We start from the raw sequence: 14,735 nt of genomic DNA on the forward strand, positions 1-14,735 counted from the left end.
TTCGTGCGAGTCAGGACCTGACCGAGCGAAAACCAAGCAGGCGGACACGCCGACGGGCAAGGGAGAGATATATGGAAGAGATGCCCAAGAACTACGATCCGTCGACCAACGAGCCGGCGATCCTGCAGAAGTGGCTCGACGGCGGCTACTACAAGCGCCGCGAGGGCGTGGGCGACTGCACCGTCACCATTCCGCCTCCCAACGTGACCGGCAAGCTCCACATGGGCCACGCTACCGACGACTCCATCCAGGACGCCATCATCCGTATGGCCCGCATGCGCGGCAAGTCCACGCGTTGGGTGCTGGGTACCGACCACGCCGGTATCGCCACGCAGACTAAGGTCGACAAGAAGCTCAAGAGCGAGGGCATTAGCCGCCTGGAGATTGGCCGCGACAAGTTTGTCGACGCCTGCTGGGACTGGACCCACGAGTACGGCGGCATCATCGTCGAGCAGATCAAGCGCATGGGCTGCTCCGTCGACTTCGATAACGAGCGCTTTACCATGGACGAGGACTACGCGCAGGCCGTGCGCAAGGTCTTTTGCGACTGGTACCACGATGGTCTGATCTACCGCGGCAAGCGCATCGTCAACTGGTGCCCCAACTGCACCACCGCCATCTCGGACGATGAGGCCGAGTACAAGGACGAGAAGGGCCACCTGTGGCACCTGCGCTACCCGCTGACCGAGCCGGTCAACGGCCAGGACTACATCGTCGTCGCCACCACGCGCCCCGAGACCATGCTCGGCGACACGGGCGTCGCCGTCTCCCCGAAGGACCCCGAGAAGGCCGCCTTCGTGGGCAAGACCGTCAAGCTCCCCATCGTCGACCGCGAGATCCCCATCTTTGAGGATTGGCATGTCGATGCCAACTTCGGTTCCGGCTTCGTTAAGGTCACCCCGGCCCACGACCCCAACGATTACGCCATGGGTCAGGCTCACGACCTGCCGCAGATCAATATCTTCGACGAGCACGCGGTGGTCGTCGAGGGCTACGGCGAGTTTACCGGCATGACCCGCGAGGAGTGCCGCGAGGCCGTCATCAAGTGGTTCGACGAGCACGGCCTGCTCGACCACGTCGAGGAGCACGACCACTCCGTCATGCACTGCTACCGTTGCGACGCCGCGCTTGAGCCGTGGCTGTCCGAGCAGTGGTTCGTCGCCGTCGATAAGCTCAAGGGGCCGGCGCTCGACGCCGTCAATTCCGGCAAGGTCACCTTCCACCCCGCGCGCTGGACGCAGACCTACACCACCTGGATGGAAAACCTCAAGGACTGGTGCATCTCGCGCCAGCTGTGGTGGGGCCACCGCATCCCCGTGTTCTACTGCGAGGACTGCGGCTGGGAGGACGCCCTTACCGAGGACACCGATGTGTGCCCCAAGTGCGGTGGCCATCACGTGCATCAGGACGAGAACGTGCTGGACACCTGGTTTAGCTCGCAGCTGTGGACCTTCGCCACGCAGGGCTGGCCGCAAAAGCCGGAGCTGCTCGAGGGACATCACCCCACGACGGCGCTCGTCACCGCGCGCGACATCATCGCGCTGTGGGTCGCCCGCATGGTCATGAGTTCGCTGTACTTCCTGGACGAGGTGCCGTTTAAGGACGTCGTCATCTACCCGACGATCCTTGCCAAGGACGGCAGCCGCATGTCCAAGTCCAAGGGCAACGGTGTTGACCCCATGGACCTCATTGGCATGTACGGCGCCGACGCCATGCGCTTCAACCTGCTCACGCTGTGCACCAACAACCAGGACGTCAAGTTCGACGCGAACATCGACAAGAAGACCAAGAAGCTCATCGACAGCCCGCGTACCGACCAGGCTAAGTCGTTTGTGACCAAGATCTGGAACGCCAGCCGCTTCCTGCTCATGAACATGGAGGGCTACACGCCCGGCGAGCCCGTCGTGGAGACGCCGGCCGACGCCTGGATGTTCAGCCGCCTGGCCAAGGCCGTCAAGATGGTCACCGAGGGTATTGAGAACTACACCTTTGGTGACATGGCCCGCGGCGTGCAGCAGTTCTTCTGGAACGAGGTCTGCGACTGGTACGTCGAGGTCACCAAGGCCCGCCTGAAGGGCGAGGGCCGTCTTCAGGTTCAGCGCAACCTGATCTTTGTGCTCGACACCTCCATTCGCCTGATGCACCCGCTCATGCCGTTTGTCACCGAGGAGATTTGGGACAACATGCCGGCGAGCGTGCTCGATCTGGACGCCGAGGGCAACCTGGACCGCGCCGAGGCGCTCATGATCGCCAAGTGGCCGGAGCCCGCCGACTACGCTAAGTATGTTGACGAGGACGCCGAGCGTGCGTTTGAGCTGTGCCGCGCCGTCGTTTCCGCCGCCCGCGCCACGCGTTCGCGTTACCGCTTGAGCCCCAAGGCCGAGCTCGATGTGGTCGTGCGCGCCGGTGCCGAGGACATTGAGAAGCTCGAGAGCCTACGCTCGACGATTGAACCGCTGGCTAACACCGCCTCGCTGGTCATGGGTACCGACGTTGAGAAGCCTGCCGCGAGCATCGCCGTGGTCGACAGCGGCGTCGAGGTCTTTGTGGTGCTCGAGGGCAAGGTCGATCTTTCGGCCGAGAAGGCGCGCCTGGAGAAGGAGATCGCCGCGGCCCAGAAGGAGCTCGCCGGCTGCGAGAAGACGCTTGCCAACGAGGGCTTTGTGGCCAAGGCCGCGCCCGCGGTGGTGCAGAAGAAGAGGGACCGTGCAGCTGAGCTCAAGGAGATCCTGGCGGCGCTGACTGCTCAGGTTGCTGACTTCTCGTAGGTCTAACTTGGGGGCGCGTCTCGATGCTTTGCTCTCCGCTGCGGACACCTATTCCGCCGTTCTAACGAACGGCGGCTGACTCGACGCTACAAACGCCTCTGATGGCCAATCTGCCGTTCAACTTCGGGCGCATGGGCATAAGCCCTATGCGCCCTTGTTTCACGGCACCTTGGCTCATCAGAGGCGTTTTCGCTGACTATCCTCAACCTATACTGTTTTATTTTTCTATGAATGGCGGTTCTGAAAATGCCTAAGCGTTCTGGCTTGTATACCGTTCCTTTTGAGTTTGATTTGCTTTCGTTTGGTGAGGCTGTGGGGCTTGCTGCTGATACGGGGCGGATTTCTGGGGATGCTGGGCCTCTGCTTGAGACGGTTATCGATATGCTCGATGAGCTGGGACGTCCGGATGAGTATTTCGATTGCATTCAGGTTGCCGGTACCAATGGCAAGACTTCGACCACGCGTTTTTCGGCTGCCATCCTTTGCGGTGAGGGGTTAAAGACCGCACTGTATACGTCGCCGCAGTTGGTGCGCTATCCCGAGCGCATGGAGGTCGATGGGCGCGTTGTGAGTGATGAGGCCTTTGCTCGTGGCGTTTCTGCCGCCGTCGAGGCGGGGCATCGCGTGAATGCTCGTCGTGTGGCGGCGGGGGAGCGAGCGTACACCATTACGCCGTTTGACCTGCTTACGGCTGCCGCGCTGGTGGTGTTTGCCGAGGCTGCAGTGGACGTTGCTGTACTCGAGGTTGGCATGGGCGGCCGTTGGGACGCTACGAGTGCGACCGATCCCGTCGCCGTTGCCATTACGGGCATCGGCCTCGACCACACGCGCATTTTGGGCGATACGCTCGAGGCCATTGCGGGGGAGAAGGCTGCGGTCATTAAGCCCGGACGCCTGGTTGTGCTGGGCGAGGGCACGCACGAGGCGAGCGTTCAGCGCGTGATGGATGCCCGTTGCCGCGAGTGCGGCATCGTGCCGCTCGTGGTGAGCCACGCCACGACTAAGGTGCCGGCGCATGTGGGCGATACGATTGAGTTTAGCTGCACCACGCCGCGCGCGATCTATACGTCGAGCATGGTCAAACCGGCCTATCAGCCGCAGAATGCCGCGTGCGCGATTATGCTGTGCGAGGGGTATCTGGGTCGTGAGCTCGACCATGATGCGCTCGACGCTTCGCTTATGGGCTGTCCCACGCCGGGCCGTTTTGATGTGCTGGGAACCGATCCACTCAAGCTGATCGACGCCTGCCATAACCCCCAGAGCTGCGAGAACTTTGTAAGCGCGCTGGACGAGATCGATCCGTGCGTGGAGAGTCGCCCCACCCTGCTGTGTGCCGCGCTGGCTGACAAGGACGTGGCGGGCATCGTCGACGTACTGATCCCGGCCTTCCCGCGCGTGGTTGTGACCCAGACCGATTCCGATCGCGCCCTACCGGCAGAAGAACTCGCCGCACTTGTGGACGCTGACAAGCTTGTTGGCGTGTACCCCAGCGTGTCCGAGGCCCTCGCGGCCTTCGATGCCGCAGACGAGTCCTTCGTTGCCGCCGGCACCATCACCCTAGCCGGCGAAGTAGCCGGCCTGCTCCGCTAACCCATCCCCTCATCGGTTGCGGTGAAATACGGACTGTTTTACAAGCCAGAAGCCTGAAACAGTCCGTATATCACCGCAACTCAAAAGCAGCCAATTCGGGACGGGGCTTTTTGGCTGCCCTGTGCCCCGAGTTGACTCGCTTGCCACGAAATGGGCCTATCTACTACGTTTTACCGACTACCCTCGAGCACACGGAACATCGCGAAATTAAAACCGCAGGTAGACGGCTTGCGTATTTTGCGAAAAACCGGTTATGGTCGACCCATGCGGGTTAAATGTAGTAGATAGGCCGTTTATGTGGCGACATTCATGTGATGCGGCAAAGGGACAGCCCCTTTGCCGCATTGCCTAGTCTAGGCGGACTGGGTCGTGGGGGTAGGCGTTGAGAATCTCGACGCCGGACTCGGTAACCAGGGCAAGGTCCTCGATGCGGACGCCGGTGCGGCCGGGGAGGTAGATGCCCGGCTCGATTGAGAAGGTCATGCCCGGCTCTACGACCTGCTCGTTGACGAGCGAGACGTCGCCCGGCTCGTGATCCTGCAGGCCGATCGAGTGTCCCAGGCGATGCGTAAAGTATTTGCCGTAGCCCGCGTCTTCAATCACGTCGCGCGCGGCGCGGTCCAGGTCGCACATGCGCACGCCCGGTGCGATGAGCGCTTCGGCGGCCTCGTTGGCGCGGCGCACGATATCGTAGATGCGCGCCGTCTCCTCGTTCGGCTCGCCCCAAAAGAACGTACGCGTCATGTCCGAGCAGTAGTTGCAGCGGCGTCCACCAATGTCGAACAGCACCACGTCGCCGCGCTTGAGCGCGGCGTCGTCGGGTTCGTGATGCGGGTCGCCGGCGTTGGCGCCAAAGCTCACGATGGGCGGAAAGCTAAAGCCCTCGCAGCCGTGCTTGCGATACAAGCCAAGCATCTGGTCGGCAATCTCGCGTTCCGTCACGCCCTCGTGGACGAGCTTGATGGCGTCGTCCATCACGGCGTCGTTGGCGGCCGAGGACGCGCGCATGAGCTCCTGCTCGGTGGCATCCTTGTGGGTGCGCGCTGCGGTGACGGCAAAGTCACCCAGGAAAAACTCGCTTGCGGCGTGGCGCTCTAGGAGCGGCATCAAAAAGCCAGAGCGCATGACGGTGTCGATGCCGAGCGGTTTGGTCGGATCGATTTCGCGAGCGATGGCATCGGCCACGACGTCGGTATCGGTGTGGTAGGCAACGCGGGCATTGTCATACTCGGGCAGCTGATGCAGCGCGTTGACCAAGATTGCGGGCTCGCTACCGCGTGCGAGCAGCACGCCGCAAAAACGCTCGAACATTTCGGCATAAAAACCGGTCAGGTAATAAATCGACCACGGGTCATTTACGAGCAGCTGCGCGCCGGGGTGTTGAGCCTCGAGCGCATCGAGCACGCGCGCCACGCGCTGGTCATCAACATGTGCCATACATCGTCCTTTCGCTAGGGTGCCACCATGGTATCCCAAGCCCGGCACATGGGGACGTTCCTTTTATGCCGGTACTTCGGGACACTCCTTGGCATGGCCAGTCTGGCAAGCGTGCAGGCAAAAGTAGTCATAAGAGGCCCGTCCCAAATGGGCGGTTTCAAAAGTATGGCGGATTACGGGGCTGGATCTGTATTACTTGACCATGGGAAAAATCGCGAAATTAAAACCGCAGGTAGAGGGCTTATCAATAATCGAAAATTGCCGGTATGGATGGGGGTCTCCGAATCAGCCCCGTAATCCGGCATAGTTTTGAAATGGTACTAAAGTAGGCACAAGCTAAATACCAATTCCAAGGATAGTTGCGGTGGAATAGTTCCTGGATGCCGGGGTTTGGCGGAAATCAGGAACTATTTCACCGCAATTGAGGAGGGGTGGGGTGGATGGCGGGGTAGCTAAAAAAGCCCCGTTCTAAATTAGCTACCTAGGCGGGGTCGATCTCCATGCTGGCGATGAGGTCGATGCCCGTTTTGAGGAGGTTGGGGAGGACGACGTCGCCCATGCGGATGGGGGCGTCGACGACGAGGCCTCGGATGAGGTCCATGGCTTGGGCGTGGAGTGCCAGCGGGATAGCTTCGGCCGTGCGCACGGGCAGCAGCGCCTCATCGCCGCCGGATACGGCCACGGTGGTGGTGAGCACGCGCATGGGACAGGTGAGTTCCTGGTGTGCGAACTTGTCGCCGCGCGGGCAGCCGTTGCCAGTCACGGAGCGAACCTCTGCCATGGTACCGTTGGCATCGCGCTCCACCTCTACGGTCAGGAGGCATTCGGATGGGCAGGTGGTGCAGTTGAACTGCAATGTCTCGGTCGCATTCGTGCTCATGGCCTTACGCCTCCTCAACGGGGTCGACGGACAGGACAATCTCGCTAGCATCCAGGTCGAGTGCGCGCTGAATCACCTTTGCCGGAAGCGGGAAGCTGTCCATTACGCTCAGTTTAAACGGGCGGACCTTGCCGGCGAACAGTTCCTCGCCGTCGGCCAAGATCCTCACGCGGGCGGCGTTGACGGGTCGACGCACGCGGAAGTTGAGCTTGGTGAGCCCGACGGTTGTGATGCGCCCCGGAAGCGCGTAGCCGGCAATGCCGGCGGGGGAGACCGTGAGCTCGCAGCTCGTGTTCGCGGCGTTCGCCCGGGCACCCTCAGCGCCGCCCAACGCCCACTCCGCCGCAGCCGCGCCTGCCCGCTCGGACTCGGTCGTCACGTTGTCGGCCAGGTCGTGCACGTGCAGCACGTTGCCGCAGGCAAAGATGCCCGGCACGCCCGTCTGCAGGCTCTGGTCCACCACGGCGCCGCGCGTGCGCGGATCAAGCTCAACGCCCGCGGCAACCGAAAGCTCGTTCTCGGGAATCAAGCCCAACGAAAGCAGCAACGTGTCGCACGGAACAATGCGCTCGGTCCCCGGAATGGGCGCCAGGCGCTCGTCGACTTGGCTCACCTCGACGGCCTCCACGCGGTCGTGCCCGATCACGCGTGTGACGGTGGTGGACAGGTGCAGCGGAATTCCAAAGTCGTCCAGGCAGTTTTTGACGTTGCGGCGCAGGCCGTTGGCGTACGGCATGAGCTCGTACACGCCCTCGACCGAAATACCCTCGAGCGTGCAGCGACGTGCCATAATCAGCCCGATGTCGCCCGAACCCAAAATGACGGCGCGCGAGCCGGGTTTGAGGTTCTCGATATTGATGTATCGCTGCGCCAGGCCGGCCGTAAACACGCCGGCGGGACGACTGCCGGGAATCTTGATCTCGCTGCGCGTGCGCTCGCGGCACCCCATGGCAAGGACGACCGCGCGCCCGGTGAGCTGCAGCATGCCTTCAGGATTCATGAGCGTGATGGTATGGACCGCGGTGTCTTCCGTAGACTCGCCCGAATCAATCCCAATCACCATGCTGTTCAGGAACAGCGCAATGTCGGTCGAGCGCACCTGGTCGATAAAGCGCTGCGCGTACTCGGGACCGGTGAGCTCCTGCTTAAAGTGCGACAGGCCAAAGCCGGGGTGGATGCATTGGCGGAGGATGCCGCCCAGGTGCTGCTCGCGCTCCACGATGGCCACGTGCGCGCCTGCCTTTTGCGCGGCAAGCGCGGCCGCCATGCCGGCAGGTCCGCCGCCGATAACGACCACGTCGAAGGCTTGCGTTTGTACGGCTTTTACGACGCCGCAATCAATCGCGCTCGATTTGAATTCCGCCATCCTAGCGCACCCCCTTCAACGGTCCCTCAACCAGCCAGGAGCCGGCGTCCTCCAGTAATACCTCGCTGGGGTCGCAGCCCAGCTCGCGGGCAAGGATCGCAACCACGCGGCTCTGGCAAAAGCCACTTTGACACCGTCCCATGCCGGCACGACAGCGGCGCTTGACGCCCTCGACCGAAACCGCGCCCGGGCGGCGTTGAATCGCGGCCACGATCTCGGCCTCGGGCACCGTCTCGCAGCGGCAGACAATCTGTCCCCACGTGGGATCGGACTCGATGAGCTCCTCCTTGCGCGCAAGCGGCGCGCGGTCAAAGTCGTCCGGCGCATGGCGGATCGGGTCCCAATCGGCACGTTCGCGCAGGGCCACGCCGGCGTCGCGCAGTACCTGCTCCATGCGCTCGGCAATGGCCGGCGCGCTCGCCACACCCGGCGACTGAATGCCCGCCGCCTGGAAAAGCCCCGGCACCACGGCCGACTGTCCAATAAAGAAGTCGTTTGTTCCCTGAATGACCGGACGCCCGCCGGCAAATGCGCGCACCACGCGGCGCGTGTCCAGATCGGGCACCAGTTTGCGCGCGCCGGTCAGCAGCGCGTTCACATCGCTCGCATAGGTCTGCGTGTCGCCCGGCTCGCGCACGGCAGCCGAGGCGGTGATCACGGTGTTGCCATGCACGGTGCCCGTCACGATAACGCCTTTCGACACCGGCGTCGGCACGGGGTAGAGCGGCATGAGCGTGCGCGGCTCCTTGTCCAGCACCACGATGTTGCCCTGACGCCAGACCATCTGGAACTCCTCGGCGCCCGCCATATGCGAGATGACGGCGGCGCCGTTGCCCGCGGCGTTGATCAGGTAACGGCAACGTACTTCGCCTGCGGGCGTCACCAGCGTAAAGCGCGCGTCGTCGCCCGAGCCCGCGACTTCAATCGCCTCCACCGGCGCAGACCGCATAAACGTCACCCCGTTGGCAACGGCGTTCTCCAGCGCGGCGATGGCAACCTCAAACGGGTCGACAAACCCAGTCGAGGGGCACCACAACGCGCACGTTGCATCGGCACTGGCGCGCGGCTCTAATTCGTGGATGCGGTCGGGTCCGACGATCGACAGCTCGGGCACGCCGTTGGCAAGGCCGTTGCTGCGCAGCTTTTCCAGCTGCGCACGGTCCTCGTCGTTAAAGCCCAGCACCATGGATCCGGTGCGGCAGAACAGAAAGCCCAGCTCCTGCGCCCACGTACCGTACAGCTCGCAACCACGAGCGTTGACTTGCGCCTTAACCGTGCCCGGCGCCGGATCGTAGCCGGCGTGTACCAGGCCGCCGTTGGCCTTCGACGCGCCCAGCGCAATATCGTTAGCCGCCTCGACCACGCAAATGGAAAGGTCAAATCGCGCGAGCTGCCGCGCGATGGCGCATCCGGTGATGCCCGCGCCGACAATCGCGATATCAAACGTTTCTGTCACAGTGCCTCCCAGACGAGTTGACAGGCTGTCAATAGGACTATCCTATGGTCTGCACGCCCCCAGCGCGGCGGCAATGCGGCGAACAGCCCCGCAGCACCCGCCAACGGCAGGCGAGTGGAGACCCCGGCAGCGTCGACAACCTCGTCTACCGACAACTGCGGCAACCGTTCGTCTCGATCTGTAACAGTTAGACGAGGATTTGGGTTCCAGATGTTACAGATTGAGATGTTAGTCTGGCTGGTCCTCCGTTTGTCTCGATCTGTAACATCTAGACCCGGATTCCGCTCCCACCTGTTACAGATTGAGATGTTTGTGTCCGCGCTAGCCCCGCCCCTAGCCGTGGTCCCATATAAACAAACCCCGTGGTAAACTTGACCGGACTGTTAATAATCCGAAAGGTACCCGTAATGTCCAAGTACATCTCCGAGCTCATGTCGCCGCAGCTTATGGGCGTCGTCTATGCCTTCGTTGGCTTTATCATCGCCCTGTATGTGCTGTCGGTCGTCTATGTGTTCATCGACGCTCGCCGCCGCGGCGCCAGCGCCTACGTGGCATGGGGCATCATCGCCCTCATCCCGTTTGTCGGCCTCATTGCCTACCTGGTCCTGCGCCCGCACTCCTACGCGTCCGATCGCGAGGAGCAGGAGCTGGACATGGCCCTGCGCGAGCGCCAACTTGCCCAGTACGGCACCTGCCCGCAGTGCGGCGCGCCCATCGAGAAGGACTTCGTTGTCTGCCCGGTGTGCGATACCCAGGTTCGCAACGTATGCCCCAGCTGCCATCGCCCGCTCGATGCGCACTGGAAGGTCTGCCCCTACTGCCGAACTCGCATCCAGTAACGCATCCATCGCCGGGCCGGCTGCAAGCAACGGGCGTGCTGCAAGCCACGCGCGCCCCGCAGCCCCGACCCCCACACGATGAAGCATGCGTAGAAAATCGCCCGCCGTGCCATTAAGGTGCGGCGGGCGCTTGTATACCAAGGCAACCTGCCTATAATGATGCAAGTCAAAAACGCCGAGCGCATCGCACGCACTTGCATCAGGCATCCGAGAGGAGAAAACATACCCATGAAGGCACTCTACAATGACGGTTCGGTGGCCGAGCTCCCGCAGGACGAGGTCACGCACGTCATCCGCCACTCTGCCGCGCACATCATGGCGCAGGCCATCAAGCGCCTGTACCCCGAGGCCGACTTTGCCTACGGCCCCGCGACCGACAACGGCTTCTACTACGACGTCGACCTGCCCGAGGGCGTCAAGATCAGCGAGGACGACTTCCCCGCGATCGAGGCCGAGATGAAGAAGATCGTCAAGGAGAACCTGAAGTTCACCGTGTACGAGAAGCCCCGCGCCGAGGCCATCGCCCTTATGGAGGAGCGCGGCGAAAAGTACAAGGTCGAGCACATCGGCGACCTGGACGACGACGCCCGCATCACCTTCTACCAGCAGGGTGACTACATCGACATGTGCGTCGGCCCCCACATCTGCTACACCAAGGCGCTCAAGGCCTTTAAGCTCACCGGCGTCTCGGGCGCCTACTGGAAGGGCGACAAGGACAACAAGATGCTCACCCGCATTAACGGTGTCGCTTTTGCCACCAAGGAAGAGCTCGACGAGCACATGCACATGCTGGAGGAGGCCAAGAAGCGCGACCACCGCAAGATCGGTCGCGAGATGGACCTCTTTATGATGCGCGACGAGGCCCCCGGCTTCCCGTTCTTCCTGCCCAACGGCATGATTCTTAAGAACACGCTGCTGGACTACTGGCGCGAGATCCACCACAAGGCCGGCTACGTGGAGATTTCCACGCCGCTCATCATGAACAAGCAGCTGTGGAAGACCTCGGGCCACTGGGACCACTACAAGGACAACATGTACTCCACCGTCATCGACGACGAAGAGTACTGCATTAAGCCCATGAACTGCCCGGGCGGCGTGCTGGTGTACGCCTCCAAGCCGCACTCCTATCGCGAGCTTCCCATTCGCGCCGGCGAGATTGGCCTGGTGCACCGCCACGAGCTGCGCGGCGCCCTGCACGGCTTGTTCCGCGTGCGCTGCTTTAACCAGGACGACGCCCACCTGTTTGTGCGTCCCGACCAGCTGACCGACGAGATCGTGGGCGTGGTCAACCTCATCGACTCCGTGTACCAAAAGTTTGGCTTTAAGTACCACGTTGAGCTTTCCACCCGCCCCGAGGACTCCATGGGTTCGGACGAGGACTGGGCGCGCGCCGAGGAGGGCCTGCGCACCGCTCTGGAGCAGCTGCACATGGACTACGAGGTCAACGAGGGTGATGGCGCCTTCTACGGCCCCAAGATCGACTTCCACCTGGAGGACTCGCTCGGCCGTACCTGGCAGTGCGGTACCGTCCAGCTCGACTTCCAGATGCCGCTCAACTTTGACCTTGAGTACGTGGACGCCGACGGCACCAAGAAGCGCCCCATCATGCTGCATCGCGTGTGCTTTGGCTCCATCGAGCGCTTCATCGGTATTCTGATTGAGCATTTTGCGGGCAAGTTCCCCACCTGGCTGGCTCCCGTGCAGGTCAAGGCGCTTCCTGTCTCCGAGAAGAGCCGCGACTACGCTCACGAGGTTTGCGCCAAGCTGGAGGAGGCCGGCATTCGCGTGGTCTGCGACGACCGCGACGAGAAGATCGGCTACAAGATCCGCGAGGCCCGCAGCATCGACCGCGTGCCCTACATGCTTATCCTGGGCGAGAAGGAGGTCGAGGCCGGCAACATCTCCGTCCGCGATCGCTCCAACGAGACCGTTCAGATGAGCGTCGACGAGTTTGTTGCCAAGGTGCTCGAGGAGATCAAGACCCGCGCCTAAGGCAAGCTTCACAACAATTAACAAAGGCGACCGTCCACACAGGGCGGTCGCCTTTTTTCATGCCGAAATAAGAAAAGCCGCAGGTTGAGCGGCTTTTTTTGTTGCACAAAAAGGTACATTTAATGGAGCATTGCGAGCGTGGCGCGCGCAAAGAAGAGTCGTTGTATGGAGGCTTCCGGCAACGGCCTTTTGTACGTCCGTGACTGTTGGGTGCTATCGCGGATGACGTCATTGTTGCCTGCACTCTCGATCCAAGGATGTAATTACGGAAGTGCGGGGAAAATCGAGAACCTTCGAGCACAACGCGATTTTTAGCACCAAAACCGCAGTTCGCGGAAGCGAAAACTGGGGCCTGGTTAGCATTTCTTCGATTTTCCCCGCACTTCCGAATTTGACCCCTTGCCGCACCTTGATCACGTCTTCAAGTGGCTGGTTCATCGCTAATGGAGTTTTCTGCGGTGCTTGAATTGCGGTGTTGTGATTAGGGCAAAAGGCTCTTGGCTCCGGGGAGGCTCATCGCACGAAAATTCAAGTTGCTGCTGAAGTAGGGCTTGCTTCGGCAGCGCTAACAATAAGGGCGGCTCTGCTAGTCTCGGGAGACCGCGGCATTCGGCGGGCCTGCCGAATGCCGCGATCAGTAGCGGTCAGTAGCGGTCAGTATATTCTTCGGAGCCGTTTCTCTGGGCTTCGGCGGACTTGCCAACTCGCGCTTGGGCACTACTCAGTAGATTACTCAGCAGTGCCCAGTAGATTACTCAGTAGTGCCCAGCAGGGGGAGGGCAGCAAACGCAATGGGCCTGTTTCCCGGCTAGGACCTGCAGCCTCAAACTTCGCTTGGCATCCTGTAGAACTGGTGCGGGTCTTTCGGGCTTTTCCCTACCCATTCCAACAGGCCTCGCCCGGCAAGGTCTTTCAGAGTCTTCGAGGCCGTTTTCCTACCGACATTGGACTCCCGCGCGAGGTCGGAGGTCGTGATTTTCCCCTGAGCGGCGGCAATTGCCATCGCTGCTCGTTCGCGCTCGCTGAGGAGCGGTCGGTTGTCGGCCGCGGTTCTCCTGAAGGCCGCTTTCTGTAACCCAGGACGCTCGAAGACGACGACGGTGCTGTTGACGGTCTGCTCGAAGCGGAACCTCACGCCGGCTGCCTCGCAGGCCTCCTTGATGCGCGGTATGCCCGTGCCGTACTGCTCGATGACGCCGGCGCGGAACAGGGTGCGCGCGATCGCGGGGTTTCGGAGGCCGAACTCGCTCGCGGTACCGTCTAGGTGCTCTTGCGGCGAGTCGCCCTCGGGGAACAGGCCCGGGCTCACGATCTGGACGGTGTCCATGAACACGTTGACCTCGACGGCGGTGCCGGTGGTGTAGTCGCGGTGGCACAGCGCGTTGGCAACCGCCTCGCGGATGGCCTCGGCCGGGATCTCGGGGATCTCCTTGCGGTACATGCCCGTCTCGCCGATGACGAACTCGCGCCTGATGTTCGACGTCACGAAGTACTCGGCGAAGTCGAGCAGCTTGAGCATGGTGCCGCACTCGCGGCGCAGGTCGAGGATCTTGGCCTTGGTGTTGCCGCCCAGAAGCCCCAGCTTCATCCTGGGGTAGGTGTCGGATCCCTCGCAGAACAGCTCCACCGCGGCGTTTCTTAGGCTGCCGTCGGGCGCGACGAGGTCGAGCCTTGCCAAGGTGTCCTCCACGCCGGCGAACCCGCCGCCCACGCGTCCGGCCCTGCCGCCGCGCGCGACGAAGTCACGCACCGCCTGCTCGTCGGCGTCGGAGACGGGCCTGCCGGACGGCAGCGAGTCCCACGGGCTACGGGCGCGCTCACGCTTGACGACCATGGCGCTCAGCTCCGAGGCCGACAGCGCTTTGTTCGAAGTCCCCACGCGGGTGAAGTAGCGTCCGTCGGCGGAGTAGGGGGCGTCGGCGCCTGAGAAGGCAATTTTGATGTATCGCAGCCCATCATCGGCGTCGAGGCACTCGACCGTCGGGAACACCGCGGGCTCGATCTTGTCGGACACCCACGACGTCACCTGGCGCAGCGTTGCGTCGCTGACATCCTGGCCGATGACATCGCCGTTGTCCTTCACGCCGAAGTAGAGCTCGCCGCGGCCGTGCTTGTTCAGCATGGCGCTGATGGCTTGCAGTGCTTCTTTATGCTCGCCAGTGGACTTCTTGAACTCGACGGTCTCGCTCTCGCTGCCCAGGTTCATCCGCGCTGCCTTTCCCGTTCGTTGCTTGTCTCGTTGGATTATACCGTGGTCACCATGGGCGAAAACGTGGAAGCGCGCTTGCTTGCCTCTACCATGTTCTCATGCGCCTTAATGCCCTTTGTGAAGAATCATCCCATTGGGAAACGGGTCCCTATGGAACGATTTTGGTATCAGGCATAGGGGGGGCGCTATCGTGGATGT

9 protein-coding genes are annotated in these 14,735 nt (G+C 62.2%); 4 read left to right on the forward strand and 5 right to left on the reverse strand.

Annotation, left to right across the window (positions count from 1 at the left end; all coding sequences use genetic code 11):
- The first annotated feature begins 71 nt into the window (after positions 1 to 71).
- On the forward strand, positions 72 to 2,768 hold the full coding sequence (locus tag AB5Z54_RS02665; protein ID WP_368160075.1) for a valine--tRNA ligase: 2,697 nt from the start codon (positions 72 to 74) through the stop codon (positions 2,766 to 2,768).
- 246 nt (positions 2,769 to 3,014) lie between these two features.
- Positions 3,015 to 4,358 (forward strand): bifunctional folylpolyglutamate synthase/dihydrofolate synthase, encoded by a 1,344-nt coding sequence (locus AB5Z54_RS02670; protein ID WP_368160077.1) that lies wholly within the window; start codon positions 3,015 to 3,017, stop codon positions 4,356 to 4,358.
- A gap of 348 nt (positions 4,359 to 4,706) precedes the next feature.
- Here the strand turns inward: AB5Z54_RS02670 and AB5Z54_RS02675 are convergent, their stop codons facing one another.
- From AB5Z54_RS02675 to AB5Z54_RS02690, 4 genes are all read right to left on the reverse strand, one after another.
- The gene (locus tag AB5Z54_RS02675) at positions 4,707 to 5,795 is read right to left on the reverse strand and encodes a M24 family metallopeptidase (protein WP_368160079.1); all 1,089 of its coding nucleotides are present in this window, start codon (positions 5,793 to 5,795) and stop codon (positions 4,707 to 4,709) included.
- A 481-nt stretch (positions 5,796 to 6,276) separates the two neighbouring features.
- Positions 6,277 to 6,675 (reverse strand): DUF1667 domain-containing protein, encoded by a 399-nt coding sequence (locus AB5Z54_RS02680; RefSeq protein ID WP_368142353.1) that lies wholly within the window; start codon positions 6,673 to 6,675, stop codon positions 6,277 to 6,279.
- A 4-nt stretch (positions 6,676 to 6,679) separates the two neighbouring features.
- Entirely contained in the window at positions 6,680 to 8,041 is a 1,362-nt protein-coding gene (locus tag AB5Z54_RS02685; protein WP_368160082.1) for an NAD(P)/FAD-dependent oxidoreductase, read from the reverse strand.
- Position 8,042: 1 nt separating this feature from the next.
- A complete protein-coding gene (locus AB5Z54_RS02690) occupies positions 8,043 to 9,497 on the reverse strand; it encodes an NAD(P)/FAD-dependent oxidoreductase (protein WP_368160084.1) in 1,455 nt (484 codons plus the stop codon).
- Positions 9,498 to 9,904: 407 nt separating this feature from the next.
- Between AB5Z54_RS02690 and AB5Z54_RS02695 the strand changes: the two genes are divergently transcribed.
- A complete protein-coding gene (locus AB5Z54_RS02695) occupies positions 9,905 to 10,336 on the forward strand; it encodes a double zinc ribbon domain-containing protein (protein WP_055251579.1) in 432 nt (143 codons plus the stop codon).
- Positions 10,337 to 10,564: 228 nt separating this feature from the next.
- The gene (gene thrS, locus AB5Z54_RS02700; protein ID WP_161159878.1) at positions 10,565 to 12,328 is read left to right on the forward strand and encodes a threonine--tRNA ligase; all 1,764 of its coding nucleotides are present in this window, start codon (positions 10,565 to 10,567) and stop codon (positions 12,326 to 12,328) included.
- Positions 12,329 to 13,151: 823 nt separating this feature from the next.
- Here the strand turns inward: thrS and AB5Z54_RS02705 are convergent.
- Positions 13,152 to 14,534, reverse strand: coding sequence for an RNA/DNA-binding domain-containing protein (locus AB5Z54_RS02705; RefSeq protein WP_117774272.1), 1,383 nt, complete (start codon positions 14,532 to 14,534; stop codon positions 13,152 to 13,154).
- Positions 14,535 to 14,735 lie beyond the last annotated feature (201 nt).

The organism is Collinsella aerofaciens, assembly GCF_040910185.1.
Lineage (GTDB): Bacteria > Actinomycetota > Coriobacteriia > Coriobacteriales > Coriobacteriaceae > Collinsella > Collinsella aerofaciens_BF.